This is a genomic window from Solemya velesiana gill symbiont, from assembly GCF_002020805.1.
In the GTDB taxonomy this organism is placed as follows: domain Bacteria; phylum Pseudomonadota; class Gammaproteobacteria; order Chromatiales; family Chromatiaceae; genus Sedimenticola_A.
Window position 1 is genome coordinate 1 of the sequence record NZ_MPRJ01000054.1, and the last position, 23,158, is coordinate 23,158.

The 23,158-nt window shown below is 57.4% G+C and carries 30 protein-coding genes, 1 tRNA gene and 4 pseudogenes; 12 read left to right on the forward strand and 23 right to left on the reverse strand.

Annotated elements, in window-relative coordinates; translation table 11 throughout:
• The 5 genes from BOW53_RS08745 to BOW53_RS08765 all read left to right on the forward strand — a co-directional run.
• Window positions 1–1,304: phage head spike fiber domain-containing protein (locus BOW53_RS08745; RefSeq protein ID WP_078487622.1), on the forward strand; the 1,304-nt coding region annotated here is incomplete at its 5' end.
• Window positions 1,301–1,669 carry a hypothetical protein gene (locus BOW53_RS08750; RefSeq protein ID WP_078487623.1) on the forward strand — a complete coding sequence of 123 codons (369 nt, stop codon included), beginning with the start codon at window positions 1,301–1,303 and terminating at the stop codon, window positions 1,667–1,669. The genes BOW53_RS08745 and BOW53_RS08750, both read left to right, overlap by 4 nt.
• Window positions 1,670–1,765: 96 nt before the next feature.
• Window positions 1,766–1,960 (forward strand): hypothetical protein, encoded by a 195-nt coding sequence (locus tag BOW53_RS08755; RefSeq protein WP_078487624.1) that lies wholly within the window; start codon window positions 1,766–1,768, stop codon window positions 1,958–1,960.
• A gap of 19 nt (window positions 1,961–1,979) precedes the next feature.
• Window positions 1,980–2,210 (forward strand): hypothetical protein, encoded by a 231-nt coding sequence (locus BOW53_RS08760; RefSeq protein WP_078487625.1) that lies wholly within the window; start codon window positions 1,980–1,982, stop codon window positions 2,208–2,210.
• Window positions 2,211–2,282: 72 nt separating this feature from the next.
• Window positions 2,283–2,522, forward strand: a complete 240-nt coding sequence (locus BOW53_RS08765) for a helix-turn-helix domain-containing protein (RefSeq protein ID WP_078487626.1) — start codon at window positions 2,283–2,285, stop codon at window positions 2,520–2,522.
• A gap of 139 nt (window positions 2,523–2,661) precedes the next feature.
• Here BOW53_RS08765 and BOW53_RS08770 read toward each other — a convergent pair.
• The 16 genes and pseudogenes from BOW53_RS08770 to BOW53_RS08845 form a co-directional block, all read right to left on the reverse strand.
• Window positions 2,662–2,737: transfer RNA gene (locus BOW53_RS08770), tRNA-Lys, on the reverse strand.
• Between the two features lie 100 nt (window positions 2,738–2,837).
• Window positions 2,838–4,100, reverse strand: coding sequence for a YeeE/YedE family protein (locus BOW53_RS08775; RefSeq protein ID WP_078487627.1), 1,263 nt, complete (start codon window positions 4,098–4,100; stop codon window positions 2,838–2,840).
• Between the two features lie 189 nt (window positions 4,101–4,289).
• Window positions 4,290–4,970: a 7-cyano-7-deazaguanine synthase QueC gene (queC, locus tag BOW53_RS08780; RefSeq protein ID WP_078487628.1), complete on the reverse strand. Its 681-nt coding sequence runs from the start codon at window positions 4,968–4,970 to the stop codon at window positions 4,290–4,292.
• Entirely contained in the window at window positions 4,967–5,608 is a 642-nt protein-coding gene (queE, locus tag BOW53_RS08785) for a 7-carboxy-7-deazaguanine synthase QueE (protein ID WP_078487629.1), read from the reverse strand. The genes queC and queE overlap by 4 nt, the downstream gene beginning before the upstream one ends.
• A 21-nt stretch (window positions 5,609–5,629) precedes the next feature.
• The gene (gene ybgF / locus BOW53_RS08790; RefSeq protein ID WP_078487630.1) at window positions 5,630–6,484 is read right to left on the reverse strand and encodes a tol-pal system protein YbgF; all 855 of its coding nucleotides are present in this window, start codon (window positions 6,482–6,484) and stop codon (window positions 5,630–5,632) included.
• 10 nt (window positions 6,485–6,494) lie between these two features.
• Window positions 6,495–7,031, reverse strand: coding sequence for a peptidoglycan-associated lipoprotein Pal (pal, locus tag BOW53_RS08795; RefSeq protein ID WP_078487631.1), 537 nt, complete (start codon window positions 7,029–7,031; stop codon window positions 6,495–6,497).
• Window positions 7,028–8,338, reverse strand: coding sequence for a Tol-Pal system beta propeller repeat protein TolB (tolB, locus tag BOW53_RS08800; protein WP_172838841.1), 1,311 nt, complete (start codon window positions 8,336–8,338; stop codon window positions 7,028–7,030). Before tolB ends, pal begins: the two co-directional genes overlap by 4 nt.
• An 11-nt stretch (window positions 8,339–8,349) precedes the next feature.
• On the reverse strand, window positions 8,350–9,201 hold the full coding sequence (gene tolA, locus BOW53_RS08805; RefSeq protein ID WP_078487632.1) for a cell envelope integrity protein TolA: 852 nt from the start codon (window positions 9,199–9,201) through the stop codon (window positions 8,350–8,352).
• 10 nt (window positions 9,202–9,211) lie between these two features.
• Window positions 9,212–9,607 (reverse strand): protein TolR, encoded by a 396-nt coding sequence (gene tolR, locus BOW53_RS08810; protein WP_135607051.1) that lies wholly within the window; start codon window positions 9,605–9,607, stop codon window positions 9,212–9,214.
• Between the two features lie 42 nt (window positions 9,608–9,649).
• A complete protein-coding gene (gene tolQ / locus BOW53_RS08815) occupies window positions 9,650–10,327 on the reverse strand; it encodes a protein TolQ (protein ID WP_135607052.1) in 678 nt (225 codons plus the stop codon).
• The gene (gene ybgC / locus BOW53_RS08820) at window positions 10,317–10,727 is read right to left on the reverse strand and encodes a tol-pal system-associated acyl-CoA thioesterase (protein ID WP_078487633.1); all 411 of its coding nucleotides are present in this window, start codon (window positions 10,725–10,727) and stop codon (window positions 10,317–10,319) included. The genes tolQ and ybgC overlap by 11 nt, the downstream gene beginning before the upstream one ends.
• Window positions 10,728–10,756: 29 nt before the next feature.
• Window positions 10,757–11,800, reverse strand: coding sequence for a Holliday junction branch migration DNA helicase RuvB (gene ruvB, locus BOW53_RS08825; RefSeq protein WP_078487634.1), 1,044 nt, complete (start codon window positions 11,798–11,800; stop codon window positions 10,757–10,759).
• 29 nt (window positions 11,801–11,829) lie between these two features.
• On the reverse strand, window positions 11,830–12,435 hold the full coding sequence (ruvA, locus tag BOW53_RS08830; RefSeq protein ID WP_078487650.1) for a Holliday junction branch migration protein RuvA: 606 nt from the start codon (window positions 12,433–12,435) through the stop codon (window positions 11,830–11,832).
• A pseudogene (ruvC, locus tag BOW53_RS08835) lies at window positions 12,418–12,938 on the reverse strand (crossover junction endodeoxyribonuclease RuvC); the annotation flags it as partial. The pseudogene ruvC and the gene ruvA, both read right to left, overlap by 18 nt.
• 40 nt (window positions 12,939–12,978) lie before the next feature.
• On the reverse strand, window positions 12,979–13,728 hold the full coding sequence (locus tag BOW53_RS08840; RefSeq protein WP_078487651.1) for a YebC/PmpR family DNA-binding transcriptional regulator: 750 nt from the start codon (window positions 13,726–13,728) through the stop codon (window positions 12,979–12,981).
• A gap of 66 nt (window positions 13,729–13,794) precedes the next feature.
• Window positions 13,795–14,454, reverse strand: a complete 660-nt coding sequence (locus BOW53_RS08845; protein WP_245832074.1) for an esterase/lipase family protein — start codon at window positions 14,452–14,454, stop codon at window positions 13,795–13,797.
• Between the two features lie 125 nt (window positions 14,455–14,579).
• On the opposite strand from BOW53_RS08845, the gene BOW53_RS08850 reads away from it, so the two are divergent.
• The 4 genes from BOW53_RS08850 (at window position 14,580) to BOW53_RS08865 (ending at window position 17,762) form a co-directional block, all read left to right on the forward strand.
• The gene (locus BOW53_RS08850; protein WP_078487637.1) at window positions 14,580–15,836 is read left to right on the forward strand and encodes an HDOD domain-containing protein; all 1,257 of its coding nucleotides are present in this window, start codon (window positions 14,580–14,582) and stop codon (window positions 15,834–15,836) included.
• On the forward strand, window positions 15,805–15,999 hold the full coding sequence (locus BOW53_RS08855; RefSeq protein WP_078487638.1) for a hypothetical protein: 195 nt from the start codon (window positions 15,805–15,807) through the stop codon (window positions 15,997–15,999). The genes BOW53_RS08850 and BOW53_RS08855 overlap by 32 nt, the downstream gene beginning before the upstream one ends.
• Before the next feature lie 143 nt (window positions 16,000–16,142).
• Complete coding sequence (locus BOW53_RS08860; protein ID WP_078487639.1) at window positions 16,143–17,033, forward strand: TauD/TfdA family dioxygenase; 891 nt, start codon at window positions 16,143–16,145, stop codon at window positions 17,031–17,033.
• Between the two features lie 177 nt (window positions 17,034–17,210).
• Window positions 17,211–17,762 (forward strand): hypothetical protein, encoded by a 552-nt coding sequence (locus BOW53_RS08865; protein ID WP_078487640.1) that lies wholly within the window; start codon window positions 17,211–17,213, stop codon window positions 17,760–17,762.
• 18 nt (window positions 17,763–17,780) lie between these two features.
• On the opposite strand, the pseudogene BOW53_RS08870 reads toward BOW53_RS08865, so the two are convergent.
• The 4 genes and pseudogenes from BOW53_RS08870 to BOW53_RS08890 all read right to left on the reverse strand — a co-directional run.
• Window positions 17,781–18,002 (reverse strand): annotated as a pseudogene (locus tag BOW53_RS08870) (HD-GYP domain-containing protein); the annotation flags it as partial.
• Window positions 18,003–18,072: 70 nt separating this feature from the next.
• Complete coding sequence (locus BOW53_RS08875; protein WP_078487642.1) at window positions 18,073–18,726, reverse strand: HD-GYP domain-containing protein; 654 nt, start codon at window positions 18,724–18,726, stop codon at window positions 18,073–18,075.
• A pseudogene (locus BOW53_RS13945) lies at window positions 18,714–19,357 on the reverse strand (hypothetical protein). The gene BOW53_RS08875 and the pseudogene BOW53_RS13945 overlap by 13 nt, the downstream one beginning before the upstream one ends.
• A 200-nt stretch (window positions 19,358–19,557) precedes the next feature.
• Window positions 19,558–19,953, reverse strand: a complete 396-nt coding sequence (locus tag BOW53_RS08890) for a hypothetical protein (RefSeq protein WP_135607054.1) — start codon at window positions 19,951–19,953, stop codon at window positions 19,558–19,560.
• 299 nt (window positions 19,954–20,252) lie between these two features.
• On the opposite strand from BOW53_RS08890, the gene BOW53_RS08895 reads away from it, so the two are divergent.
• Window positions 20,253–20,462, forward strand: a complete 210-nt coding sequence (locus BOW53_RS08895; RefSeq protein ID WP_078487646.1) for a cold-shock protein — start codon at window positions 20,253–20,255, stop codon at window positions 20,460–20,462.
• A 101-nt stretch (window positions 20,463–20,563) separates the two neighbouring features.
• Here BOW53_RS08895 and BOW53_RS08900 read toward each other — a convergent pair whose 3' ends face one another.
• Both BOW53_RS08900 and BOW53_RS13550 read right to left on the reverse strand, forming a co-directional pair.
• Window positions 20,564–21,166 (reverse strand): PAN domain-containing protein, encoded by a 603-nt coding sequence (locus BOW53_RS08900; protein WP_078487647.1) that lies wholly within the window; start codon window positions 21,164–21,166, stop codon window positions 20,564–20,566.
• Between the two features lie 119 nt (window positions 21,167–21,285).
• Window positions 21,286–21,528, reverse strand: a pseudogene (locus BOW53_RS13550) (PAN domain-containing protein); the annotation flags it as partial.
• 184 nt (window positions 21,529–21,712) lie between these two features.
• Here BOW53_RS13550 and BOW53_RS08910 point away from each other — a divergent pair.
• Entirely contained in the window at window positions 21,713–21,958 is a 246-nt protein-coding gene (locus tag BOW53_RS08910; RefSeq protein ID WP_078487648.1) for a hypothetical protein, read from the forward strand.
• Between the two features lie 134 nt (window positions 21,959–22,092).
• Here BOW53_RS08910 and BOW53_RS08915 read toward each other — a convergent pair whose 3' ends face one another.
• Window positions 22,093–22,815: a 16S rRNA (uracil(1498)-N(3))-methyltransferase gene (locus BOW53_RS08915; RefSeq protein WP_078487652.1), complete on the reverse strand. Its 723-nt coding sequence runs from the start codon at window positions 22,813–22,815 to the stop codon at window positions 22,093–22,095.
• Between the two features lie 130 nt (window positions 22,816–22,945).
• Here BOW53_RS08915 and BOW53_RS13555 point away from each other — a divergent pair, with 130 nt between their 5' ends.
• On the forward strand, window positions 22,946–23,068 hold the full coding sequence (locus BOW53_RS13555; RefSeq protein WP_281254040.1) for a hypothetical protein: 123 nt from the start codon (window positions 22,946–22,948) through the stop codon (window positions 23,066–23,068).
• Window positions 23,069–23,158 lie beyond the last annotated feature (90 nt).

A 23,158-nucleotide genomic window follows, 5' to 3' on the forward strand; every position in this document is an offset into this window, starting at 1 on the left:
GTGGTGGCCATCGGCCCGCGCATCCTCTCCGGTCAGGGGGCCGGCCGCCTGCAGCTCACCTGGAAGCGATCAAGGACAACAACGAGCCCCTGGTCGACATGCCCCTGCAGACCAGTCTGGCCATGCGCAAGGGCAACGGCCCCGCCACCTTCACCCGTTCTTCCACTGCTACCTATAAAGACCAGGATGGAGTAATGCAGACGGCGGCTATTGATGAGCCCAGGTTCGAGGCGGAAGGATTTCTTCATGAAAGGGCTTCCTATAATACTTGCCTTCAGTCTGAAGATTTTACTGCTGTTAATTGGGTCAAGCAGGGGAGTCTTGATGTAACTGGTAATACGGATACTGCGCCAGATGGCAACACTACCGCAGATACTTTAGATGATTCGCAAACCGGAGTGTGGACTGCTGTACAGCAGGTAGTGACCGTAGCAGATGATTCTTATACACACTGTTTTTCTTCCTTTATCAAGAAGGATGCCGATGAGTCTCGGTTCCCGTTGTTACGAATAACCTTGGCGGGAGGGACTGTCACCGTTCAGGCTGATGTGGTGTTTAATACGAGAACCGGAGAGTCTGCCACAAGCGTTGACATAACGGATCACAGTGCTGAAGATTGGAACGATGAGTATTGGAGGGTGTGGGTTACAGCAATCAACAATAGCACCGGAAATACGCCAGCCATTCTCGCAGTGTACCCTGCTGTTAAGACGGCATTGGTTGCTTCTGGGTATGAACAGGACGTAACTGGCTCCATAGTTGCGTGGGGGGCACAGTTTGAGCAGATCATGCCGTTCCCGACATCATATATTCCGACCACTACCACTGCGGTAACACGCTCTTATGACAGGTTGCAAATCAGCAGTGAGAACAACTGCCCAGCAAAATCGGAAGCGCAAACCTTTGCAATAACGCTGAAGGCCTTTGGTCAGGATTCTGTTTTTCATCAAGTGCCGCTCCTTGTCAAGCCTAATGGGTATCGACTACTTCGCCTGAATAATGGAACGGGTGAAAACCTGAACTTCTATAAAAGCGCAGCACTTCAGTTTGGTGATAGATACAAACAGTTGCGCAGATACGTCATAGCCATGGCGGCTTCGCCTGGTAACACACCTTTCCTGATGAGCGGCTATGTGGACGGAGAACTTGTGGATTCGGTTACTACCGCGTACACCGACCCGGTCGAGGGTGTAGACCTTATCCATATTGGCAGTTCGGGTTCTGTAAACCAGTTTAACGGGCACCTGTCCGATTTCCGCATTTACGCTTTTGAAGCCGCACCAGAAGAGGTGCGAATGCTATGAATGACTACATAACCTACTGCAACAACACCCAGGCCCTCGTCGCCGAACTGCAGGTCAAGGCTCCCGAGCTAATCCACCTCGATGAGCAGACCGGCAAGGCCACCTTCCTGGTACCGAAGACGCCCACCGTGCGCAACGGTGCTGAAACCCTGGCCCTGGTCCGCGACATCGACGGCACCCTGCTCCAACTGGCCGAGCAGTTCGACCATCTGGAAGTGCTCGGCACCTACGAGGAAGTCTTTGCCGACCCCGCGAAGCGAGAGATCTACGACCGCGTCTATGACCAGACACCCAGAACCGTCCATGGTCCAGACGGCGAAACACTGACCTATACGCCGCCCGAAAAATTTGGGGTGATCGCATGACATAAGGTTGCAAGTAGGAAATGAGGAAGCGACCAGGCGGATGCGCCAACACCCGCCTGGCCGCCAACCCACGGAGCTGCAGTCCGTGACAGGGAGGTGCAGGGTGCGCTGATCATCAGCATCAACGATCACCCCGACATCCGCCGGGCGTTTGACGGACTTCACATTAAAGAGGTCGGCATCACCTACACGGTGGGTGGCGGCGCAGGAAGCGAGGCTCGAGAGTTGATTATCTGGAATGATCAGTGCCAGAATCGGCAGATACCTAATGGGAATTTAGATCTATTTTGAATAGACAAGGATCGTAACCATGGCCAAGAAGGAATACAAAAACGAATTCGCAGGCCCCGGCGCACTCGTCCAGCTCGCGGGCGTGATCGCCTGCTTCTTCTACTTCCCCCTCGGGCTGATCGCCGGCATCCTCCTGCTGATCATCGGTAACCGAATGTCCCGTAAACTGGTCTGCAGCGTGTGCCGTGGCGGCATCGATGACAAGGCCAGGATATGCCCCCACTGCAACGATTTGCTCGAAAGCAAATGAGCAAGATCATCCACGTCTCCGGAGCGCCAGGAAGTGGCTCTTGAATCAAGACACAACTAACAGGGATGACCAATGCCAGAAGAACTCGACACCCTTGCCAAGAGGCTCACGTGGGCTAGAACTCGCAAAGGACTATGCCAAATGGAGCTCGGTGAACTGACCGGCTCGAGTCAGTCCGCCATCCAGAAAATTGAAAACGGAAAATCACTGAGGCCCCGCAAGATCGAAACCATCGCTGAGGTGGTGGGTATCAACCCCGCCTGGCTGATGTTCGGAGAGCCCTGGGCGAAACCCAAAAGGCCGAAAACCTGACACTACCCAGCCCCATCCACGCTGCCGATTTTGTACATCGCAATTTAAGTGTCGGCCTGTCGCAAACCAAGAGACGCGCTACATGCACCGAAGAAAAAACAAGGGGGTTACGATTTCTCGTAACCCCCTAATTTTATTATGGTGGGTCGTATAGGATTCGAACCTATGACCAATGGATTAAAAATCCACTGCTCTACCGACTGAGCTAACGACCCGTAGAAAGCGCGGCATTATACATCAGATATTGACCCAGTCAACGCATAGAGGGGCATATTCTGATGCCGGCGGGAGAGCTCCCGCCGGCCGCCAGAGCGTTTAGATTGCATCCAGCTTGCGCATGCTGGCCGGGAGCAGTTTGAAGTCCACCAGGCCGGTGATCAGCGCCTTGCCGAAAGTAGCCTCCTCTTCGTAGACCAACTTGTAGTACTGCACCTTCATGGTCAGGCCGCTGCCCAGCACGATGGAGCCGAAAGCAAGGAAGGAACCCACGGCGAGGGTGGAGGCACCGGTTATACCCTGACCGATGGTGCAACCCATAGCCAGCACGCCGCCAAAGCCCATCAGGATTGCGCCGATGAGGTGATTGAGGAAATCCTTCAAATCGACGAACCACTCGATGCGGAAGCTCTTGCTGACCAGGGACCAGAGCAGGGATCCGCATATCACGCCAAGCAGGGCCATCACGCCAAAGGTGATGAAGGCGGCGTCGAATCCTGACATGGAATAACCCAGGGTCTGTCCCATTGGATTGACGAAGGTGAAGGACTGGGCGCTCAGGGGACGGCTGTCCGCAGGCTTGCCCTCCTCCGAATCAGCCAGGAAATCCCACTCCTGCACGTAACCACTGAGGGTTTTCACTTCGCCGTCCACGTCGATACCGACATTGCTGCTGACATACCAGGCCGCAAGGACTGCCAGGCCAATCATGATGCCGGCGAATACATTGTCGAAACTGCTCCTGAACTCGGCCGACTTCATGGCCCAGAACACCAGCAGCGCACCCAGCACAAGGCCGATCGCCAGGCGTGCAGTACCGGCATTCTCTCCTGCCACCAGGGAGCCGATGTCCTGCTTGCCTTCAAAGCTGATAGCCAGGGGCCGGATCCAGTCATAGAAGATGACAGTCATCAGGGTCTGGTCACTGTTCGGGAAGGGATTGATCATGAAGTAGGCGATCACGGCAATCACAACCAGTACGACAATGGACTTCAGGTTACCGCCACCGATGCGGATCAGTGTCTTGTTGCCGCAGCCGGACGCCAGGGTCATGCCGATACCGAACAGCAGGCCGCCCAGGATATTCTCAGCCCAGATCAGTTGTCCTGCACGGTAGGGGGGAAAGGAACTGTCAGCATTGACCAGTCCCATGAATTCCAACACGGCGACGCCAATCATGGCCACCGCCATGGCCAGCACCCAGGCGCGCATGCGACCCATGTCGTTCATATTGACCATATCGGAAACCGCACCCATGGTGCAGAAGTTGGTCTTGTTAACGATGGCGCCCATTACCAGTGCGATGATAAAGGTCGCCCACAAAAGGGCGAACTGCCCCTCGGCAAAATTCTCAAAAACCATTGTTTAATCCCCTCGCGAACAGCGCCTTATTTAGTAAGTCTGGCGCTTTATCTGTACTTGAATCATCACCCGTGGATGGAGTATCCATACCATTATTATGGGTAAGGTGGGATAGATTAGCGTATAATCGGACGTTGATCTACTGAGGTTTTCCAGGATGGAGACTGCAGAAAAGATCCAAAGTCCTGGTCATTGATAGGGAGTGGGGTCTTCAACCCCCGCCTCTGTAAAACCCTGGGCACGGAACCGGCAGGAGTCGCAGACACCGCAGGCGCGCCCCTGTTCATCGGCCTGGTAGCAGGAAACGGTGAGGCCGTAATCCACACCCAGCCGCACACCTTCCCGGATGATTTCGCCCTTGGTCATCTTGATCAGCGGGGCGTGGATGTGGAACCGGTCCCCTTCCATACCGGCCTTGGTTGCAAGGTTTGCCAGGTTCTCGAAGGCGTTTATGAATTCTGGACGGCAATCGGGATAGCCGGAGTAGTCCACGGCATTCACACCCACGAAAATATCCCTGGCCCCGAGCACCTCGGCCCAGCCAAGGGCGAGGGAGAGAAAGATGGTATTCCTCGCGGGCACATAGGTCACCGGTATACCCTCCTCACTCTCTTCAGGCACATCGATATCCAGGTCCGTAAGCGCAGAACCACCGAATGCATCCAGTGCCAGGGGCACAACTATGTGCTCTGCCACGCCCTGGGCCTGTGCGACACGCCGGGCTGCATCCAGTTCCGTACTGTGGCGCTGACCGTATTGCATGCTCAGGGCGTAGCAGGTGTAGCCTTCTGCCCGGGCCATGGCCAGGGCGGTGGCGGAATCGAGTCCGCCAGAGAGCAGTACGACAGCCCTTTTTGGTTCCCTGTTCATTTGCCTGCCACGTCGCCCCACAGGTATTTGTGCAGTTGTATCTGGAAGCGCACCTGCAGGCGATCACGAATGATCCACTCCGCCAACTCGGTTGCATCCTGTTGCCCCAGGGCCGGCGAGAAGAGCACCTCGCATCGCCCGTCCAGCCCCAGCGCTTCGACCTGTTGCCTCGACCAGAGATAGTCTGCCTCGTCACAGATCACGAACTTGACCTGATCAGTAGCAGCCAGGGTATCAACGTTATTGTAGAGGTTCTTCTCCATCTCCCCGGAGCCCGGTGTCTTCAGGTCCATGACCTTGACCACCCGTGGATCAACCACTGAAAGATCCACTGCGCCACTGGTCTCCAGGGATACCTGGTAGCCGGCGTCGCAAAGTGCCGTGAGCAGCTTAGCGCACGCTTTCTGGGCCATGGGCTCGCCACCGGTGACGGTGACGTACCGGGGCGTGTACTCGATTATCGAGGCCAGGATCTGCGCCAGGCTCATCCACTCACCGCCCTTGAAGGCGTAGGTGGTATCACAATAGCCGCAACGCAGGGGGCAGCCGGTAAGGCGCACGAACACCGTGGGCAAGCCCACGGTGTTCGACTCCCCCTGCAGGGAGTAGAAGATCTCGGTAATGCGAAGGCGCGTCATTCTACGAGGGGCTTGCCAACCCTAATGACCTTCAGACTGCATACGTTGCAGACGTCTCTTCGCCAGGCGGCTTGCCGTTGAGCTGGGATGCTTGCCAATCAAGCCTTCAAGGGTGGCGCGAGCCTCGGGCCACTGCTTCAGCTCATACTGGATAAAGCCGGTCTTGAGCAGGGCATCGGGCACTTTCGGACTCTGGGGATGGTTCTCGATCACCTTGGCAAAATCCACCAGGGCAACGTCAAAGTTGCGCGTGACATAACTCGCTTCCGCAAGCCAGTACTGGGCATTGTCAGTAAACCGCCCGGAGAGGTAAGCCGCCAGGAAACCGGTGAAAGAGGCATGTGCCTCGGCATAGCGGCGCTGCATCAGCAACTCAAATGCTGCCTGGTAGGCAGACTCCTCCTTGGCAGGATCGCCGGTGCCGACCTGGGGGGCAGCAGCAGATGCAACCGTAACAGGCACGGATGGCGCGGCGGTCTGAGTCGGGGCCACGGGCGCTGGCCGGGGCACCTGGGCCGATGCAGGAGCCACAGACCCCGGTGTCATCACCGGCGCAGCCTCTGGTGTGGCTGCCGGGCCTGCCTGCTGCCCGGCTGCAACACGACTGAGCCGTTGATCGACGTCCAGGTAGAGATCGCGCTGACGTTTTTTCAGGGCATCCATGGCGTGATTCTGCAGCTCCACCTCACCCCTGAGCTGCTGCACCTCACGCTGCAGGGCATCCAATCGCAGGATCAGGCTGGACATCGCCTTCACCTTGCGCTCCAGCACCTGGACTCGCTGCTCCATGGGTAAAACCGCATCCGCGGCCAGAACCTGCGCCGAGGAACAGAGCAGGAGTGAAACTGCCAAGCCGACCGTTGCCTTCATCTGCATGCCCCGTTATTCAGTAAAGCAGGACCGCACGGCGGTTCTGGGCCCAGGCGGCGTCACTTGAACCCAGGGCCTCAGGGCGCTCTTCACCGTAGCTGATGGTAATGATCTGGCTCTCTGCAGCCCCCTGGGCAAGCAGCAGTCGCTTCACTGAATTGGCGCGGCGTTCACCCAGACCGATGTTGTACTCCCGTGAGCCCCGCTCATCGCAGTGACCTTCCACGGTGATAGTGGCAGACGGGTTGGCAGCCAGGTACTCGCCATGGGCAACCACGGTGTCGAGGTAGTCAGCGCGGATCTCGCTGGCGTCGTAATCGAAATAGATCACCTTGGAATAGAGGGGGCTGTCAGGATTATCCAGCGGGCTGCCGGTCCAGGCTCCGCCTTCGACGGCACCTGCTGTCTGCGCACCCTCACCCTGTCCGGCTTCGGCTACCGGCGCACCATCTTCAGCACCCTCTTCGGCCTGCTCCCCGGTCAGCGTGGCGCAACCGCCAAAAAGCAGCGACAGGGCCAGTACCGGCACCAACTTCAGTATCCTAGACTTCATGGGTTTCTCCTGTTCTTTCGTGTATAGGGCGACCAGACAGGTTCGCGAACATCGCCTTCCTGCAGGGCCAGGCGCTGGCGAACCCGGCCATCCACGGAAACCGCGGCCAGTTCACCTTTGCCATTGATCTTTGTAGCGTAAATTACCATGCCCCCATTCGGGGCGAAACTGGGGGATTCATCGAGTCGTCCCTCGCTCAGCACCTGCAATCCGCCGCTCTCCAGGTCCAGTACACCAATGCGGAAATCCCGGCCCTGGCGGGTAACCAGCGTGATGCTCTCACCGTCAGGCGAGTAGGATGCCCGAGCGTTGTAGCTCCCCTCGTAGGTCATGCGCTTCACCTTGCCGCCCATGCTGGGCACCCGGTAGATCTGGGGCTTGCCTCCACGGTCGGATGTGAAAATAATATAGCGTCCATCCGGTGACCATGCAGGCTCTGTGTCGATCCCGTAATGGGTGGTCAACCGGGTCAGCGTCTTGCGGTTGAGATTGAGCACATAGATATCGGGACCGCCATCCTTGGAGAGCGTCAAGGCCAGCTTGCGACCATCCGGCGACCAGGCGGGCGCCCCGTTGATGCCCTTGTAGCTGCTCACCTTCTGCCGCCTGCCGGTGAACACCTCCTGCACGTAGATCGAGGGCTGCCCTTTCTCGAAAGAGACATAGGCAAGCCGACGACCATCCGGCGACCATGCCGGGGACATCAGCGGCTCCTTGGAGGTCACGATGGTCTGGGGACTATAGCCGTCAGCATCCGCCACCTTGAGTGCCACCTGGCTCTCGCCACCTGTTTTGTGAATGGAGGTGACATAGGCGATACGGGTGGCAAAAGCCCCGCGCTGGCCGGTCAGCTTCTCGTAGATGATGTCGGCAATTTGGTGAGCTGTGGCGCGCAGATCACGTTCGGTGGTAGGAATGTTGTAACCGCTCAACTGCTCGCCCTTGAATACATCGAACAGCTGAAAGCGCACCATGTAACCACCAGGGCCATTGGGTCTTACCTGCCCCACCACCAGGTTCTCCATGCCCAGTACCTTCCAGTCCCTGAACTCAACCTCGTCCCCGGACTGGGGGCGGGCCAGCATGTCAGCCACCGGCATGGTCTTGAAACGTCCACTGCGGGTGAGATCATCGGCAATGATCCGGGCAACATCCTGGGATAGCGGTTTGCCAGGGCCGCTCCAGCCGAAAGGAACCACTGCTACCGGCAGGGCACCTTCCGCCCCCTCGGTGATCTCGATGGTCAGTGCCGATGCGTTCTGCACCTGCAGAAAGAGGAAAGCGAATAGCAACCAGATCTTTTTCATGCGCTCAATCTTCAATTGTCCGGATCGAAAATAAATTTATTGTCCCTGAAGCTGCTCTCGAACAGTGCACCCGAGGGTACCGGCAGCGGGTCAGCCTTGTAGACTGCGGCTACTGCCGACCGGTCAAAGGCGCCATTCCCGCTGCTTTGTATCACATCTGCGGTGATCACCGTCCCGCCAGGGGCCAGGCGTACCCGCAGGCTGCATTTCAGCCCCTCTCCGATACCTGCCGGGCGAATCCAGTTGCGGGTGATCTCCTGGCGGATCATCGCGGTGAAGCGGTCGATCTCCCGGGCGCTGGCTTCTGCCTCCATTGCAGCGCGCAACTCAGCCTCACGGCGCTTGCGTTCGGCCTCCGCCTTGCGCTTCTTCTCCGCTTCGGCGGCTCTTCTCGCCTCCTCCGCCTTGCGCTTCTTCTCCGCTTCGGCGGCTCTTCTCGCCTCCTCCGCCTTGCGTTTCTTCTCTTGGGCGATGCGGCGGGCTTCAGCCTCTTTGCGTTTCTTCTCTTCGGCCTTGCGCTTGGCCTCGGCCTTGGCCAGTTTCTGCTGCTCGGCCTTTCGCTTCTTCTCCAGCGAGGCGAGCCGCTTCTTCTCCTCTGCCTGTTTTCGCTTCAGGTCGGCCAGGCGTTTCTCTTCCTTTTTCTGTTCAGCCTTTTTCTTGAGGTCCGCCTGTTTCAGCTTCTCCGCCTGGGCCAGCACCTTCGACTGGTCGATCACCTTGGCCTTGACCACGTCGACCACCAGCCTGCTCTGCTTGGGTTTCTCGAGCCAATCCACGCCCACTACCATAAAACCGAGAATGGCCACGTGCATCAGCACAGCGATGGCCACCGCCAGGGGGTTACGTTTGACAATGTCTAGCATCGGGGTACCACTATCTCTCAGGGATTTCGGTTATCAATCCCACGTTGGGCGCACCCGCCGCCTGGATCATCACCATCGCCTCGATCACCCTGCCGTAGTCCACGTTGCGATCGCCGCGCACCATGATCGGGGTTCTGGGCTTGTATTTCAGCACCGCTGCCACCCGGGTCATCAGGGTCTCGGCATCCACCGGTGTATTCTTGCCTTCGCCGACGTCGATAAAGAAGTCGCCGTCCAGGTTCACCGACACCACCACCGGGTCAGCCGCTTCCGCCGGCAGTGGCTCCGCGTCGGCCTGGGGCAGATCCACCTTCACACCCTGGGTCAACAGCGGGGCGGTAATCATGAAGATCACCAGCAGCACCAGCATGACGTCGATGTAGGGCACGACGTTGATCTCTGACATGGGGCGGCGGCTTTTCTTTTGGCGGCTCACGGAGTCTTGGCCTTATTGCATATGCGCCTGGCGCTGCAGGATGGTGGTGAACTCATTGAGGAAATCCTCGTAGCGACCGCTGAGGCACTCCACGTCATTGGAGTAGCGGTTGTAGGCGACCACCGCGGGGATGGCAGCAAACAGGCCCATGGCGGTAGCGATCAGCGCCTCGGCAATTCCCGGCGCCACCAGCGACAGGGTAGCCTGCTTGACGTTACCCAGGGCGACAAAGGCGTTCATGATGCCCCAGACCGTGCCGAACAGGCCCAGATAGGGGCTGGTGGAACCCACCGTTGCCAGAAAGGCCAGGTGGTTCTCCAGGCCGTCCATCTCCCGGCTCAGGGCCACGTGCATGGAGCGGCGCGCACCCTCGACCACGGCCATGGGTTCCACGTCCGGATTCTTCTTCAAACGCGCAAACTCGCGAAAGCCGGCGTGGAAGATGCTCGCCATACCGGTCGCTTCGTCGTTTTCGCGGTCCACGTTGCGGAACAGCTCACCCAAGTCCCCGCCGGACCAGAACCGCTGCTCGAACTTGTCCGCCGCCTTGCGTGCGCTCTTGAGCACTTTGGCGCGATCGAAAATCATGGTCCAGGAAATGACCGACGCGAGTATCAGGGAGGCCATCACCAGCTGCACCAGCGGGCTGGCGTTGGCGACCAGGTGGATAAAGGAGAGATCAGACCCCATCGGCTATCACCGTGATTATTTCTTGAGGAATGGAGGCGGGCCGGAAGCGCTCGGCATCGAGACAGGCGATCTTCACCTCCCCGCTGCAGAGCAGTTTACCGTCCGCATCCCTTGTTATGTCCTGTTGAAAGACCAAACTGGCTTTTCCCCGGCTTGTTATTTTCGCTGACACCGACAGCGCTTCGTTGAAGCGGGCCGGACTTTTGAAACCCACCTCGACCTTGCGCACCGCAAAGATCACGCCCTGCTGCTCGATCAGTTCATCCTGTTCGAAGCCCAGGCTACGCAGCCACTCGGTGCGAGCCCGCTCCATGAACTTCAGGTAATTGGCGTAGTAGACCACACCTCCGGAATCGGTGTCTTCGTAGTAGACTCTTACAGGCCAGATAAATTCCGTCATCTTGCTATTTTTCAAATCCGTTCACATTATCAACTCTCGAACAGGTCACCGGGCCTGCCCTGATCGTCCTTGGTTTTCGGCGCCAGGCCGAAATGGAGATAGGCCGCCTGGGTCGCCACCCGCCCCCGGGGAGTGCGCATCAGAAACCCCTGCTGGATCAGGTAGGGTTCGAGGACATCCTCGATGGTGCCCCGCTCCTCGCCGATGGCCGCCGCCAGGCTGTCCACGCCTACCGGACCGCCGTCGAATTTCTTGATCACGGCCGAGAGCAGCTTGCGGTCCATGGTATCGAAACCGCTGGTATCCACGTTGAGCATGGTCAAGGCCTTGTCCGCCACCTCGGAATTCACCTCACCTTCCGCCTTCACCTGGGCGTAGTCGCGCACCCGGCGCAGCAACCGGTTGGCGATACGGGGCGTGCCACGTGAACGGCAGGCAATCTCCCGGGCGCCCGGCTGGTCCGCTTCGATATTGAGGATGCCGGCAGCGCGCTGCACGATGTGGGTAAGATCCTCGGTGGAGTAGAACTCCAGGCGCTGCACGATGCCGAAACGGTCGCGCAGGGGCGAGGTGAGCAGACCGGCCCTGGTGGTTGCACCCACCAAGGTGAAGGGAGGCAGGTCCAGTTTGATGGAGCGGGCCGCCGGTCCCTCGCCGATCATGATATCGAGCTGGTAGTCCTCCATGGCCGGGTAGAGTACCTCCTCCACTACCGGGCTGAGGCGGTGGATCTCGTCAACGAAGAGTACGTCGTTGGGCTCCAGGTTGGTCAGCAGTGCCGCCAGGTCCCCCGGCTTCTCCAGCACCGGGCCAGAAGTCTGGCGCAGGTTGACCCCCATCTCGTGGGCAATGATGTGGGCCAGGGTGGTCTTGCCGAGCCCGGGAGGGCCGAAGATGAGGACGTGGTCCAGAGCCTCGGAGCGACCGAGAGCCGCACCGATAAAGATTTCCATCTGTTCCCGCACCACGGGCTGACCCACGTAGTCCTGGAGCCGCCTGGGGCGTATGGCGCGATCCAGCGCCTCGTCGTCGAGGCCGGACTCCGGGCTGATAATTCGGTCGGGATCAGACATATCGTTCCTCGGTGCCTGTGAACACGCGATTATTTAGCCGCCGCTTTCAGGGCTGCACGGATGATCTCTTCGCTGGATAGCCCTTCGCTGTCGATGGCACGCACCAGCCTGCTCGCCTCGTTGGGTTTATAACCAAGGGCCATGAGCGCCCCTACCGCATCGGAGACGGGGTTCTCCACCACCTCCCCAGGCGTGGGGACCATTTTCACCGTGCCGGTGGCGGCCATTTCCAGTTTCTCCAGCCGGTCGCGCATCTCGACAATCAGCCGTTCGGCGGTCTTCTTGCCGATGCCGGGCAGACGCACCAACGCTGCTGTGTCGTCGCTCTGGACACAGCGTGCAAACTCCTCGGCGTTCATACCCGACAGGATCGCCAGCGCCATCTTGGCGCCCACACCGCTCACCTTAAGCAGGGACCGGAACAGCGAGCGTTCACCGTCGTTGACGAAACCGTAGAGTACATGAGCGTCTTCCCGCACTGCTAGGTGGGTATAGAGGGTCACCTCACCCCCTTGCAGGGGAAGATCGTAGAAGGTGGACATGGGAGCTTCCAGTTCGTAGCCCACGCCGTTGACATCCACCATCAGGAAAGGGGGTTGTTTATAGACCAGTTCGCCGCGAATCCTTCCGATCACCGCCGCCACCCCCCGGCCTTGGCAAGGGAATAGAGGGTGCTGTTGGTGTGGGCGTGGCTGAGGGCAACCGCCAGGGCGTCCGACTGGTCCGATGCCAGCTTCTGCTCCAGTTTCAGGAGATGTTTCACCATGTGTTGAACCTGGTCCTTATCCGCCCCGCCACTGCCGACCACGGTCTGCTTGATCATGCGCGGGGTGTATTCAAAAACGGGGAGCTCTGCCATCACGCAAGCACAGATTGCCGCGCCCCTGGCCTGCCCCAGCTTGAGTGCCGCCGAGGCGTCCTTGGCCATAAACACCTGTTCTATGGCCATCTCCTGTGGCTTGAACTCCTCTACCACCTCGGAGAGGCGGCGGTAGATCTCGCCCAGCCGCTTGGCGAACTTCTTATCCGCCACGCGGATACAGCCGCTGGCAATGTGCACACTGCGGATCCCGTTACTCTCGATCACGCCGTACCCGGTGACCCGCGACCCGGGGTCGATTCCAAGGATCCGGCGCATCTGAGCTGTTACGCCTGTCACTGTTGTTCGCCGTGCCCGGTCATCCGTCGATGGCCTCGTAGATCTCGTCGGAGATATCAGCGTTGGTGTAGACATCCTGCACATCGTCCAGGTCTTCCAGCACATCCACCATCCTCAGCAGCTTCTCGGCGGTCTCCTGGTCCAGTTCCGCCATGGTGGAGGCACTGAAGGTCACCTCGGCGTTGTCCGGTGTCAGGCCTGCCGCTTCGATACCCTCCTTCACACTTGTAAATTCCTCCGGAGAGGTCATTACGTCCACGGAGGTGTCGTCATTGGTAACCACGTCCTCGGCACCCGCCTCCAGCGCAGCTTCCATGACGGCGTCCTCGTCGGCACCCGGAGCAAAGCTGATGATGCCCTGCTTGTTGAACATGTAGGCAACGGAACCGTCGGTACCCAGGTTGCCACCCGCCTTGGTAAAGGCGTGTCGTACTTCGGAGGCTGTCCGGTTGCGGTTGTCGGTCATGCAATCGACGATAACGGCAGTTCCACCCGGCCCGTAGCCTTCATAGCGGATCTCATCGTAGTTCTCGCCCTCACCACCGCCGGCACCGCGCTCGACGGCGCGTTTGATGGTGTCCTTGGGGACGTTGCCGCTGTTGGCCTTGTCCACGGCCAAGCGCAGACGGGGGTTGCTGTCGATATCGCCACCACCCTCTTTTGCAGCCACCGTGACCTCGCGCAGCAGCTTGGTCCAGATCTTCCCGCGTTTCTTGTCGTTTGCAGCCTTTTTATGCTTGATGTTGGCCCATTTACTGTGTCCAGCCATAAATACCTCACAAAATTCAATTGGGGCAGAGTTTACCATCCCCTGAGACGCACAGAAACACGCACACTATCCTTTGAAGAAGCACCCTGTCTCGAGAAATGCCGAGACCTGATCGGCCACCGGCGCAGAAAAGAGCATACCCATGTGACTGGCCTTCAGGGTGCAGAAGTCATCTGCACCTTCCAGGTACGTCTCATCCACCGAAACGGTGCCATCATTGGGCCCCTCGACCGCACCGAACAGTCTGCCTATACCGATCCCACCGGTTCCCGCCAAAACACCCAACTCGCGCCCACCACGCCAGGCAGGAGTATCCCCGGAGAGCCCCTGCTCAAGGCTGCGCCCCAGCAAGGGACGGAGTAGCGGATTGGTCGACATGAACCTGGCCACACGACTGCCCTTGACCGGTGACCCGAGCAGAACCACCCGCCCGGGAGGAACTCTAGGATAACTGTCGAACAGGTGCAGCAGGACGATCCCTCCCAGGCTGTAAGCGACCAAGTGTAACCGGTCCACACCCAGCCCATCAATGAAGCGATGGAGTCTCTGTGCATTCTGCAGGGGCGTAAATCCAAGCGAGTGGTAACGGAAGTACCTGACGTCATATCCGGAACGGGACAGCCGGCGTCCAAGCCAGCCCATCTCGAGTCCGGTCAACCAGACCCCGTGGATCAGTACCAATGTTTCCCTTGTATTCATTATCCCCTTGCTGGCATGCTCTCTCATCAGGACCTGCTAACTCTATATTGACATCTAAAGATAAAGATAATGAAAACAGGGCCGATTCGAAATATTGATAGTCTCTTTAAGAATTAATGGCAAAACGCACACAGGGATAATGAACCAGCCGTATGCCAAAAACACTTGAAGAGTGGGTTACACACCTGGGAGTCTCTCCCCTGCCCACGATGGAACCAACTGCCAGGCGTTTCAGGTTGCTGATCGACCGGACCAGCAGCACCAATGCCGACTACCAGGATGTCATCAAGTACGACCCCGGCTTTACCCTTGCCATATTCCGTGCCTTCGGCCGCAACAATCCCGTTGCCGAATCGATCCATAGCATCGCCCACGCCATCTCCATGCTCGGTATCGACCTGGTCATCGACAGTACCCGCCGGTTGCCGGTACTGGAAGAGCTGAAACCCAACCTGCCCCACCCCGGTATCTACCGCTGCTACTCCAGGGCTGTTCATTCCGCATGGTACGCCTTGCACCTTGGCCAGTGGGCCGGAGACAAGAATCCCTACGAGATGGCTATTGCCGCCCTGCTCCACGAGTGTGGTGAAATGGCGCTTTGGGCCCATGCAGAGCAGGAGATGCAGCATGTTCAGCGCTATGTCGACAGTGGCATCGACCGCATGGATGCTGCACGAAAGGTGTTCAGCTTCAGCCTGGAAGAGTTGAACCTGGCCATGGCCCAGCGCTGGGGACTGCCGCCACTGACCGTTGAAGCCCTGCAAGGTTTCGGTGCATTGGAAAAGCGTCCCCTTGGCGTTATCGTGGCCAACTCCATTGCCCAGGCTTCCGAAGAAGACTGGAACTCACAGAAAACCCTGGAGCTGTTCGAGCTGGCGGAAGAGTATCTGAATATTCCGGCCGACAGGATTGCGGCACGTATTCATGGTCTCACCGCTGCCCTGGCAAGAGAAATTCATGAACTGCCACTGCGCAGCACGGCACAGGATCTGCTCCAGGTGGAGACGCGGTCCGAGGCAGAGAAGGCGCCACAGCCTGTTGCGAAACCGAGCCCGGCACCGAAAGCGAAGAAGAAACCTCAAGCACCAGCCGAACCCTCCGAAGCAGAAGCCCGGACCGCCGGCACCCTGGACAAGGAGTCCCAGGAGCTGTTGACCCGAATCATGCGCCAACTGCGGGATGAAGCGGGGCTCCAGAGGGCGATGTTCGCCCCCCTCAGCAGTGAAGGGGATACGCTGAAGGTTCGCTTCATGATCGGCGGCAAAAAGGATTCGCCACTACGGAAGTTCCGGCTTGATTTGGGTCAGAGGAGCCTCTTTTCGATCCTGATGGAGAAACCGAAGGGTTTCTGGCTGAACCAGGAGAACCAGGGGAAATATGCCCCCCCTGATCCCCGAGGAGCTGCATAACGCCGTCAACATGGACGGTTTTTTGCCGCATCGGTGTTCGCAGGCAAGCCCCCCCCTGGGTCTGCTCTACGCCGACTGTACTGATGCCGGGGCGCTTAACGAGGAAAATTTCTTCCGCTTCAAGAAACTCACCGTGGAACTCAGCCGCACGCTGTCATCTTAGTGGGCCATGCGGATAATTCGGTAAGCTTCAGCCAGCCCACTAGGGCTCAGCGTTGCCCAGTGATTTATATCACTGAAGTGATAGTGCCCCGATAGCCTCGCTGACGTAATATATCCCCCTCTTTGCAGCACGGATCCCGCCCAGTGAACCACCTCCATCCCGAACAGAACCCATTCGACACCGGCAACGACCCGGCCTACCAACAATGGCGGGATGAGAAACTCACGGGCTACCCGAGGCAACTGGATCAGCTGGTGGTGGAAGTCGCTGATGCCAAGGCCCTGACAGCCGCTGAGCATGAAGCTATCCTGCAGAGGGTTCAGAAGACCAACATGGCGATCTACGTGGCTGACCCGGTGGAAACCCGCGACAAGGAGATCATTCGCTCCCTGGGCAGGCAGTTCGGACCGGAGAACCTCGACCACAACATGTGTGCCGACAATGACGCCATAACGTCCCTGACGGTCCAGTCGGATGCCCTGCACAAGGGTTACACCCCCTATACCACCCGCCCCATCGCCTGGCACACCGATGGCTATTACAACGACATGGACCACCAGATCCATGCTATGCTGCTCCACTGCGTGGAGCCTGCCTCATCCGGCGGCGCCAATGAGCTGCTGGACCACGAGGTGGCTTACATTCTGCTCCGGGAGCGCAACCCGGCCTATATAGAAGCCCTGATGCACCCGGAAGCCATGACCATCCCGGCAAACATCGTGGATGGCGAAGAGTTGCGTCCGGCCAGAACCGGCCCGGTATTCGAGGTGCGCCCTGATGGCAGCCTGCACATGCGCTACACCGACCGCAGCCGCAGCATCGAGTGGCGGGATGATCCGCAGACCGGCGAGGCGGTAGCCGCGTTGAAAGAGATACTGCAAAGCGACTCCCCCTACCACTACGAAGGCACCCTGCAGCGGGGCCAAGGCCTGATAAGCAACAACGTGCTGCACACCCGCAGCGGTTTCGAGAACGACAACAAGGAGCGCCTGCTCTACCGCGCCCGCTATTTCGACCGGATCGAAAACACCTGAATTCTGATCCGCTGAAATCCATACAAGACAATAAACAATCAGGCCCCGTACCCCCGGGGCCTTCCCACGTTTACCTCCCTGATGCCCTGCCTTGCTGGATGACAATTCGCATTTAGTCATACCGATGTAAAACACTATACTTGTTCATTAATAATGCATGGATAAAACGCATCAACAATGAAAATCGACATAACCGACGAGATACGAAAAAAAGCCAAAGCCCCCCATGAGCTTTACATGTTGAACATGTTCCTGTTCAACATCCCCATGGTGGCGGGCACCCTGGCTTACACCATCGGCGGCAAGATAATGCTGATCTGGGCCGTGATCGGTGCCCTGCTCGTCTCTCTCGGCACCGTCGGTTTCATTCACATTAAGGCCAGCCAGGCAGAAAAGGACGCCACTTGGTTCGTGATGCTGCACTGGAAACTGTCGGTTAAACGCAGCCGCATTCTGCTCATCGGCTATGCCGTGGCTATCGTGATCATCGGCGTCGGGATATTGATCGGTTCAGGCATGGCCGACAAGAACATGCAGGCCATCATGACCACTGTATTCACCCGGATTGGCATCGTCCCTGCCCTGCTGATCATTTTGGTAACTGCGATTTTGGAAGGCCAGGCCATGCACCTGGTAAACAACGGCATTGCCCCAAAAAGACTGGCTGAGCAGTTTCCTCCACCGGATGACGTGAAGGTGCTGGAAAAAGAGAACGAAGACGCCGCGTAAAACCGCTCGACAGGCGCCTCACTCCTCATCCCGATAGCGATCGGCAATCGCCATGAATTTATCCTCCACGGCCAGCAAGGCATCCACAACAGCCGGATCAAAGTGCTGACCACGCCCCTCCTGGATGATTTCGACCGCCTTCTCATGACTGAATGCGGGCTTATAGACCCGTTTGCTGATCAGGGCATCATAGACATCGGCCGCCGCCATCAACCTGCCTGAAACAGGTATTTCGTCACCCTTCCGCTGACCGCCATGGAAGGCTGAAAGCCGAGGCGGTTAGTTCCCGGTAGCCGTGAGGCCGCACTGCTTACCCGTCGTGTGCGCAGCGCGCCAGAGGGGATGTCCCAAAATCTTTCACGAGGTCGAAGACTCGCTTAAGCCCCTTTGGATAACCGCTGCCATCCCACTTTTCATGATGGGTGGTAGCGATCTCCCTGGCAAAAGAGAGAAACGAGCTCCCACCCAGTTCCGCCTCGGCCACAGCCAGCGCTTCGCCGCCAATCTCTGCGTGGGTCTTCATAATGCGGAACTCTTCATCGTCCAGCTTGCCCGGTTTCAGCAGGATCCGGTCCGGTATGCCGACCTTGCCTATATCGTGAAGCGGTGCGGATTTGTAGATCAGGTCGATTGAACGGTCATCCAGCGCGTGCTCGAATCTCGAATGCTCCCGCAGTTCCATGGCCAGAGCACGTACATAGGCCTGGGTACGCAGAATATGGGCGCCGGTTTCGTTATCCCGTGCCTCTGCAAGCGAAGCGAGACTCAGGATGGTGACATCCTGAGTGCGTTGCAACTCCTCAGTCTGCTGACACAGCGTCTTTATCATCACACCGAATTCATCATTGGTGCTTACAGTGACCGCCCCATCCAGTTTGCCTTCGGTAGCCTCTGCAAGCACCCGGTTCTCGCTGTTGAAAAAATGACCAAGGTTACGTGCATAGGATCTGATCACCACCAACATATATATAAGAAGCCCCCCCCGACAAACAGAAACTCCCCAAGCACGGCTTTCTGGGCCTGGGCCATGGCAATGGTCTGTCCCACGTTGGAGAGCCAATCCAGATCCTTGTTGATGAGCAGGAAAAAAGTGCCGACGAGAAACACCGAGGCGAGCACCGCGAACAGGGCAAACTTGCCCACCAGGGGAAAATAGCGTTGATCGGGTGTGAGAGCGATCTGTTCGCTCTCCATCAACAGGGCCAACCGATGCTCCCTGTCCAGCGCCAAGTCCATGGAGATAAAAAACCCAGGGTCATGAAGCCAAGGATCATTTTCAGGCCACTCTCCACCGGAAACTCGTAGAAGAGGCTGTTTACCGCGGTGAGTAAAATGCCCGACAGCAGGAACAGTCCCCATTCAAGCTGAAAGGCACGTGAGACTTGATGCTTGTATCCCAAGGCATCAACCAACCTGCCAATGACCATGAATCTCAACAGGTATTGAATGGCGATGATAAGTATCAGCAGCAGTACAAGCTGCAGGGGGGTCAGACTGTCTATGAAGGGGCAGACCTGCACACCATAGATCCCGATCAGTACGAGGGTTGCCAGGTAGTGCAGCGCTGGTCTCGACATTACTGAATCTGTTGCCATCAAACCCCGGTCTTATATGCAGTTTCACCCACTGGCAAAAGCATCGCCAGTATTCGTCTTGTTGTATGCCCTAAAGATTAGACGAATTCCGCTCCTGATAAAGGACTCCTGACTAAATAAGACCAGGGTTTTACACAAACTCTTTCATTTCACTAACTGCAACCATCATGCAGCACAGGAAGCCTGTTCCACCCTCCAGACTAATCGTCGAACCTGTCATCCAGCAGATAGGGCAGCGCAAATCCCAGGCCGAACCAGAACAGGTCGTCATCACCATTGTGATGCCAGTAATAGCGATAGTAAGGCTTGCGCGGATACCGCCAATAATAGCGATGGTCACGACGGTAGAGATCGTAACGCCCGTGATGACGATCATGACGCTTGTAATGACGGTCATGCCTGTCGTCCCGATCATGACGGTGTCTGTCAAAGCGTTTGGTCAGACCCCGGGTCTCCCCGTCATCCCGATGATGATGCCTGCTGTGATAATCATGGGCAAAGCAGGTGGTCGCAGAAACTGACGATACGGCCCCAACCAAGCCACCATCAATTGCTTGCTGATACGCTTCATTGTCATACTCCTGATTCAAGGACACTCCCTCTATCTTCAGGATACGCCTGGGAACTGAACCCAGGCTGAACGACTTGCCCCGTGTTTTTCCGGGTAATAGGGACCAGATTGGCCTACCTGGACGGATAGGGGTTGTTATTTGTCACAATAAGCTGTTAGAGTGCCTCAACTGCATCAATTGCGCCTGCCTATATCGATTCTGCAGCTGCAAAACTCGTTGAGTTTCCTGCGTTTTCCCATAGAGCTGTTCCGCGATTCTCAGTTGGTAAACCACCGGGGATTTCCGGCGGCATATTTGTTTTTGTTACATATGGGATTTTAAGCATGTCAGATCGTCAAACCGGCACTGTAAAGTGGTTCAACGAAGCTAAGGGTTATGGTTTCATTCAGCAGGAAAACGGCGAGGACGTATTCGTACACTTCCGCTCCATCGTTGGTGATGGTTTCCGCACCCTGACCGATGGCCAGAAGGTTGAGTTCACCGTCGGCGCAGGCCAGAAAGGCCCGCAGGCAGAGAACGTCGTACCGCTCTAAGATTTCTGAGCGATACCTAAAGATACCCCTCCCCTTACCGGGATCAAGGGCGTGTTATACAAAGGCGGGATTACCCGCCTTTGTTTTGCCTGCCTCCCAAGTCAGTAGCGTGACTGACAGGTTTTGCCACCGCTTTCCGCACTGCTGCGGCAACGGGTTGCACTGCTGTCGATGGATTCACCAAGGGTTCGGTTGATGGCCCCTTCGTTACACCCCTTGAGGCAACGCAGGTACGCCTCCATCACCTCCGACGCACAGCTCCGATAACCCGGGCTGCCACAATCAGCATCGTTGAAAAGATTGTTCACGGTTACTGAAAAACAGCTTCTCGAGTCGAGTGCGCAGCCGGAATAGCCATGCCGCTCACAATTGAGCTTGGAATAGTGGGCACCCAGATCCGAACAGCGCTTGAAGTAACGTTCACGCAGCGTCTTGCAGTCTCCCGCTACTGCCCCCCCCTGGCTTGATGCGACACCACCTCCGCCCGATTTGACACCTGAGACACAGCAGGCATTGGAGCGCGCACCGGGAACGGAGTGCTTCAACCAGCAACGGGCGCTCTTTCCCTGGTAACCCGGCTTGACGTAAGTCCATGCCTTGCAGCGTGACTCTTTACCGCAGGCCGCTCTACACAAGCCGGGGTCTGCACGGGACAGATCGAAGCTCCGGTAATCCTGGCCGGGGCGATCGGTACCCTGCTCCAGCCCCCACCGTGGGAAGGCGTTCCACTACTTCCCATGGCTGGTCCGGTACGGCCCTTCACACCGGAGACACAACAGTTGTTCGAGCTGGCCCGGGGAACCGAATGCTTCACCCGGCAACGGGCACTTTTTCCCTGGTACCCCGGCTTTACATAGGTCCACGCCTTGCAGCGCCCCTCCCTTGCACAGGCTGACGGGCAAAGCGAAGGATTGGCGGAGCCCAGGTCGAAACTCCTGTAATCTTGTCCACCACGATCGGTATTGTATTCTATTCCTCCAAGCGCACTGCCGGAAACGAGCAACAGCAGAGATGCCACAAGCACCAAAAAAAGCCAACGCAGGCTTACAAGAGGAGATTTCTTCATTACAAACCCTCCCTTGGCTATATGTGCCAATACCCTGAGTACAAGTATCGACCATCCTGCAGGGTTTACCTTTCTGACGACTGACCCAGGTCAATAGATAAAGCCGGTTGATTCATTCCAAATGACGTCATTTCTGCTATACGCCCACTAAGAACATTGAACATGGAAGAACGGAAAAGAAACCGTGCTTATCGAGAAGACCTTTCCTCTTGCAGCAGCAGGCTTATCACTGGCCCTGGCTCTGCCTCCCTGGTTGAAAGCACTGGAAACACCAGGCCTCACACTGGATGCCAATCTTCTTATAGCGGCCGTTCTTGGAGGGCTCGCCAGCTTTCTCGGTGTTCGCCTGTCACTGGTCTACGAATCTCGTGCAGCCTGCCTGGCTCTGCTCGGTGTTTTTTTTGGGGGGGTGCCGTTTTGCTTGGCATGATGATCGGCAATTATGCGTACCTGTCCGCAGCAAACGACTCTCAGTGGATATACCTTTGCAGCGCCTGCTTGCCCCTTCTCAGCTTTGCGCTAACCCTCTATAGAGGCTGGGAAGATCGAGTATGGCGATAGCGCTTAATGAAACAGCCTGCCTACGAGGAGGGGCAGCGCCGTTTCCACCCGAAAAATACGCCTACCGAAATCCACCGGGCGGCAGCCTGCCTCTGACAACTTGTCCACCTCGTAAGGGATGAACCCCCCTTCGGGACCGACACAGAGCAGGGTGGGTTCCGAGATTGGAGTGGTGATGCTGCGACTCTCCAGGGTCTCGGTTCCAGGATGCGCCAGCACTCCCTGTTTACCCTTCAGCAGCCCTGGCAGTTCATCTTCGACAAATGGCTTGAAACGTTTTCGGAGATGCACATTGGGCAGAACGGTATCCTTGGCCTGCTCCAGTCCAAGCAGCAGCCGCTCTCTTATCTGTTCATCGTTCAGCCAGGGACTCTGCCAGAAACTCTTCTCCACCCGCACGCTGTTGACCAGGTAAAGCTCCTTCACCCCCAGTTCCGCAACCATGCTCAGGCAACGCTTCAGCATCTTCGGTCGTGGCAGTGCCATGAGCAGTGTGAGTGGCAAGGGTGAGGGAGGCGGGATATCGAGATCAACTCTCAGGGTAATCTGTTCACCCGACAGAGACTCAATAACACCCACGCCCATTTGGCCATTCAACAGGCCCACCTTCACCGATTCACCTTCCTGGGAGCAGTGCACCTCCCGAATGTGGGCAAGACGACGCCCATCAAGCCTGACAAGGCCAGTTTCAACAAAGTCGGAATCGAAGAGTAAAACCAGGTTCATTGATTGGTTGTAAAAGAAATGATGACCGATACTATCCCGCACCTGAATGCACTGCAAACATTTGACTATGCTTATTGGTAAAGAGATCTATCTCGCTTACCTATGAAGATTGAAGATTAAGGAGTGACGAATGACAAGCGAAAACCTATTGGTCGAACAGCGTATCCGGGAGTATGAAGCGCGGCTCAAGCACCTCGATGCTGCTGGCTTTCTCCTGGTACAGAAGGAACGCCGAATATTAACGGGCTGTTGAAATAGTCCCTTATTTGAGCTCTATTGTACCAGCCGCTTTCAATACGGCCTGATTTCCAAGAGACAAATGGCCGCAATCGCTGGAATTCGC

What these genes read in the sequence shown, in the direction of transcription:
- BOW53_RS08750 (WP_078487623.1), top strand. Translation starts at nt 1,301, where the DNA reads ATGAATGACTACATAACCTACTGCAACAACACCCAGGCCCTCGTCGCC.
- BOW53_RS08760 (WP_078487625.1), top strand. Translation starts at nt 1,980, where the DNA reads ATGGCCAAGAAGGAATACAAAAACGAATTCGCAGGCCCCGGCGCACTC.
- BOW53_RS08765 (WP_078487626.1), top strand. Translation starts at nt 2,283, where the DNA reads ATGCCAGAAGAACTCGACACCCTTGCCAAGAGGCTCACGTGGGCTAGA.
- BOW53_RS08775 (WP_078487627.1), bottom strand. Translation starts at nt 4,100, where the DNA reads ATGGTTTTTGAGAATTTTGCCGAGGGGCAGTTCGCCCTTTTGTGGGCG.
- queC (WP_078487628.1), bottom strand. Translation starts at nt 4,970, where the DNA reads ATGAACAGGGAACCAAAAAGGGCTGTCGTACTGCTCTCTGGCGGACTC.
- queE (WP_078487629.1), bottom strand. Translation starts at nt 5,608, where the DNA reads ATGACGCGCCTTCGCATTACCGAGATCTTCTACTCCCTGCAGGGGGAG.
- ybgF (WP_078487630.1), bottom strand. Translation starts at nt 6,484, where the DNA reads ATGCAGATGAAGGCAACGGTCGGCTTGGCAGTTTCACTCCTGCTCTGT.
- pal (WP_078487631.1), bottom strand. Translation starts at nt 7,031, where the DNA reads ATGAAGTCTAGGATACTGAAGTTGGTGCCGGTACTGGCCCTGTCGCTG.
- tolB (WP_172838841.1), bottom strand. Translation starts at nt 8,338, where the DNA reads ATGAAAAAGATCTGGTTGCTATTCGCTTTCCTCTTTCTGCAGGTGCAG.
- tolA (WP_078487632.1), bottom strand. Translation starts at nt 9,201, where the DNA reads ATGCTAGACATTGTCAAACGTAACCCCCTGGCGGTGGCCATCGCTGTG.
- tolR (WP_135607051.1), bottom strand. Translation starts at nt 9,607, where the DNA reads ATGTCAGAGATCAACGTCGTGCCCTACATCGACGTCATGCTGGTGCTG.
- tolQ (WP_135607052.1), bottom strand. Translation starts at nt 10,327, where the DNA reads ATGGGGTCTGATCTCTCCTTTATCCACCTGGTCGCCAACGCCAGCCCG.
- ybgC (WP_078487633.1), bottom strand. Translation starts at nt 10,727, where the DNA reads ATGACGGAATTTATCTGGCCTGTAAGAGTCTACTACGAAGACACCGAT.
- ruvB (WP_078487634.1), bottom strand. Translation starts at nt 11,800, where the DNA reads ATGTCTGATCCCGACCGAATTATCAGCCCGGAGTCCGGCCTCGACGAC.
- BOW53_RS08840 (WP_078487651.1), bottom strand. Translation starts at nt 13,728, where the DNA reads ATGGCTGGACACAGTAAATGGGCCAACATCAAGCATAAAAAGGCTGCA.
- BOW53_RS08845 (WP_245832074.1), bottom strand. Translation starts at nt 14,454, where the DNA reads ATGAGAGAGCATGCCAGCAAGGGGATAATGAATACAAGGGAAACATTG.
- BOW53_RS08850 (WP_078487637.1), top strand. Translation starts at nt 14,580, where the DNA reads ATGCCAAAAACACTTGAAGAGTGGGTTACACACCTGGGAGTCTCTCCC.
- BOW53_RS08855 (WP_078487638.1), top strand. Translation starts at nt 15,805, where the DNA reads ATGCCCCCCCTGATCCCCGAGGAGCTGCATAACGCCGTCAACATGGAC.
- BOW53_RS08865 (WP_078487640.1), top strand. Translation starts at nt 17,211, where the DNA reads ATGAAAATCGACATAACCGACGAGATACGAAAAAAAGCCAAAGCCCCC.
- BOW53_RS08875 (WP_078487642.1), bottom strand. Translation starts at nt 18,726, where the DNA reads ATGTTGGTGGTGATCAGATCCTATGCACGTAACCTTGGTCATTTTTTC.
- BOW53_RS08895 (WP_078487646.1), top strand. Translation starts at nt 20,253, where the DNA reads ATGTCAGATCGTCAAACCGGCACTGTAAAGTGGTTCAACGAAGCTAAG.
- BOW53_RS08915 (WP_078487652.1), bottom strand. Translation starts at nt 22,815, where the DNA reads ATGAACCTGGTTTTACTCTTCGATTCCGACTTTGTTGAAACTGGCCTT.
- BOW53_RS13555 (WP_281254040.1), top strand. Translation starts at nt 22,946, where the DNA reads ATGACAAGCGAAAACCTATTGGTCGAACAGCGTATCCGGGAGTATGAA.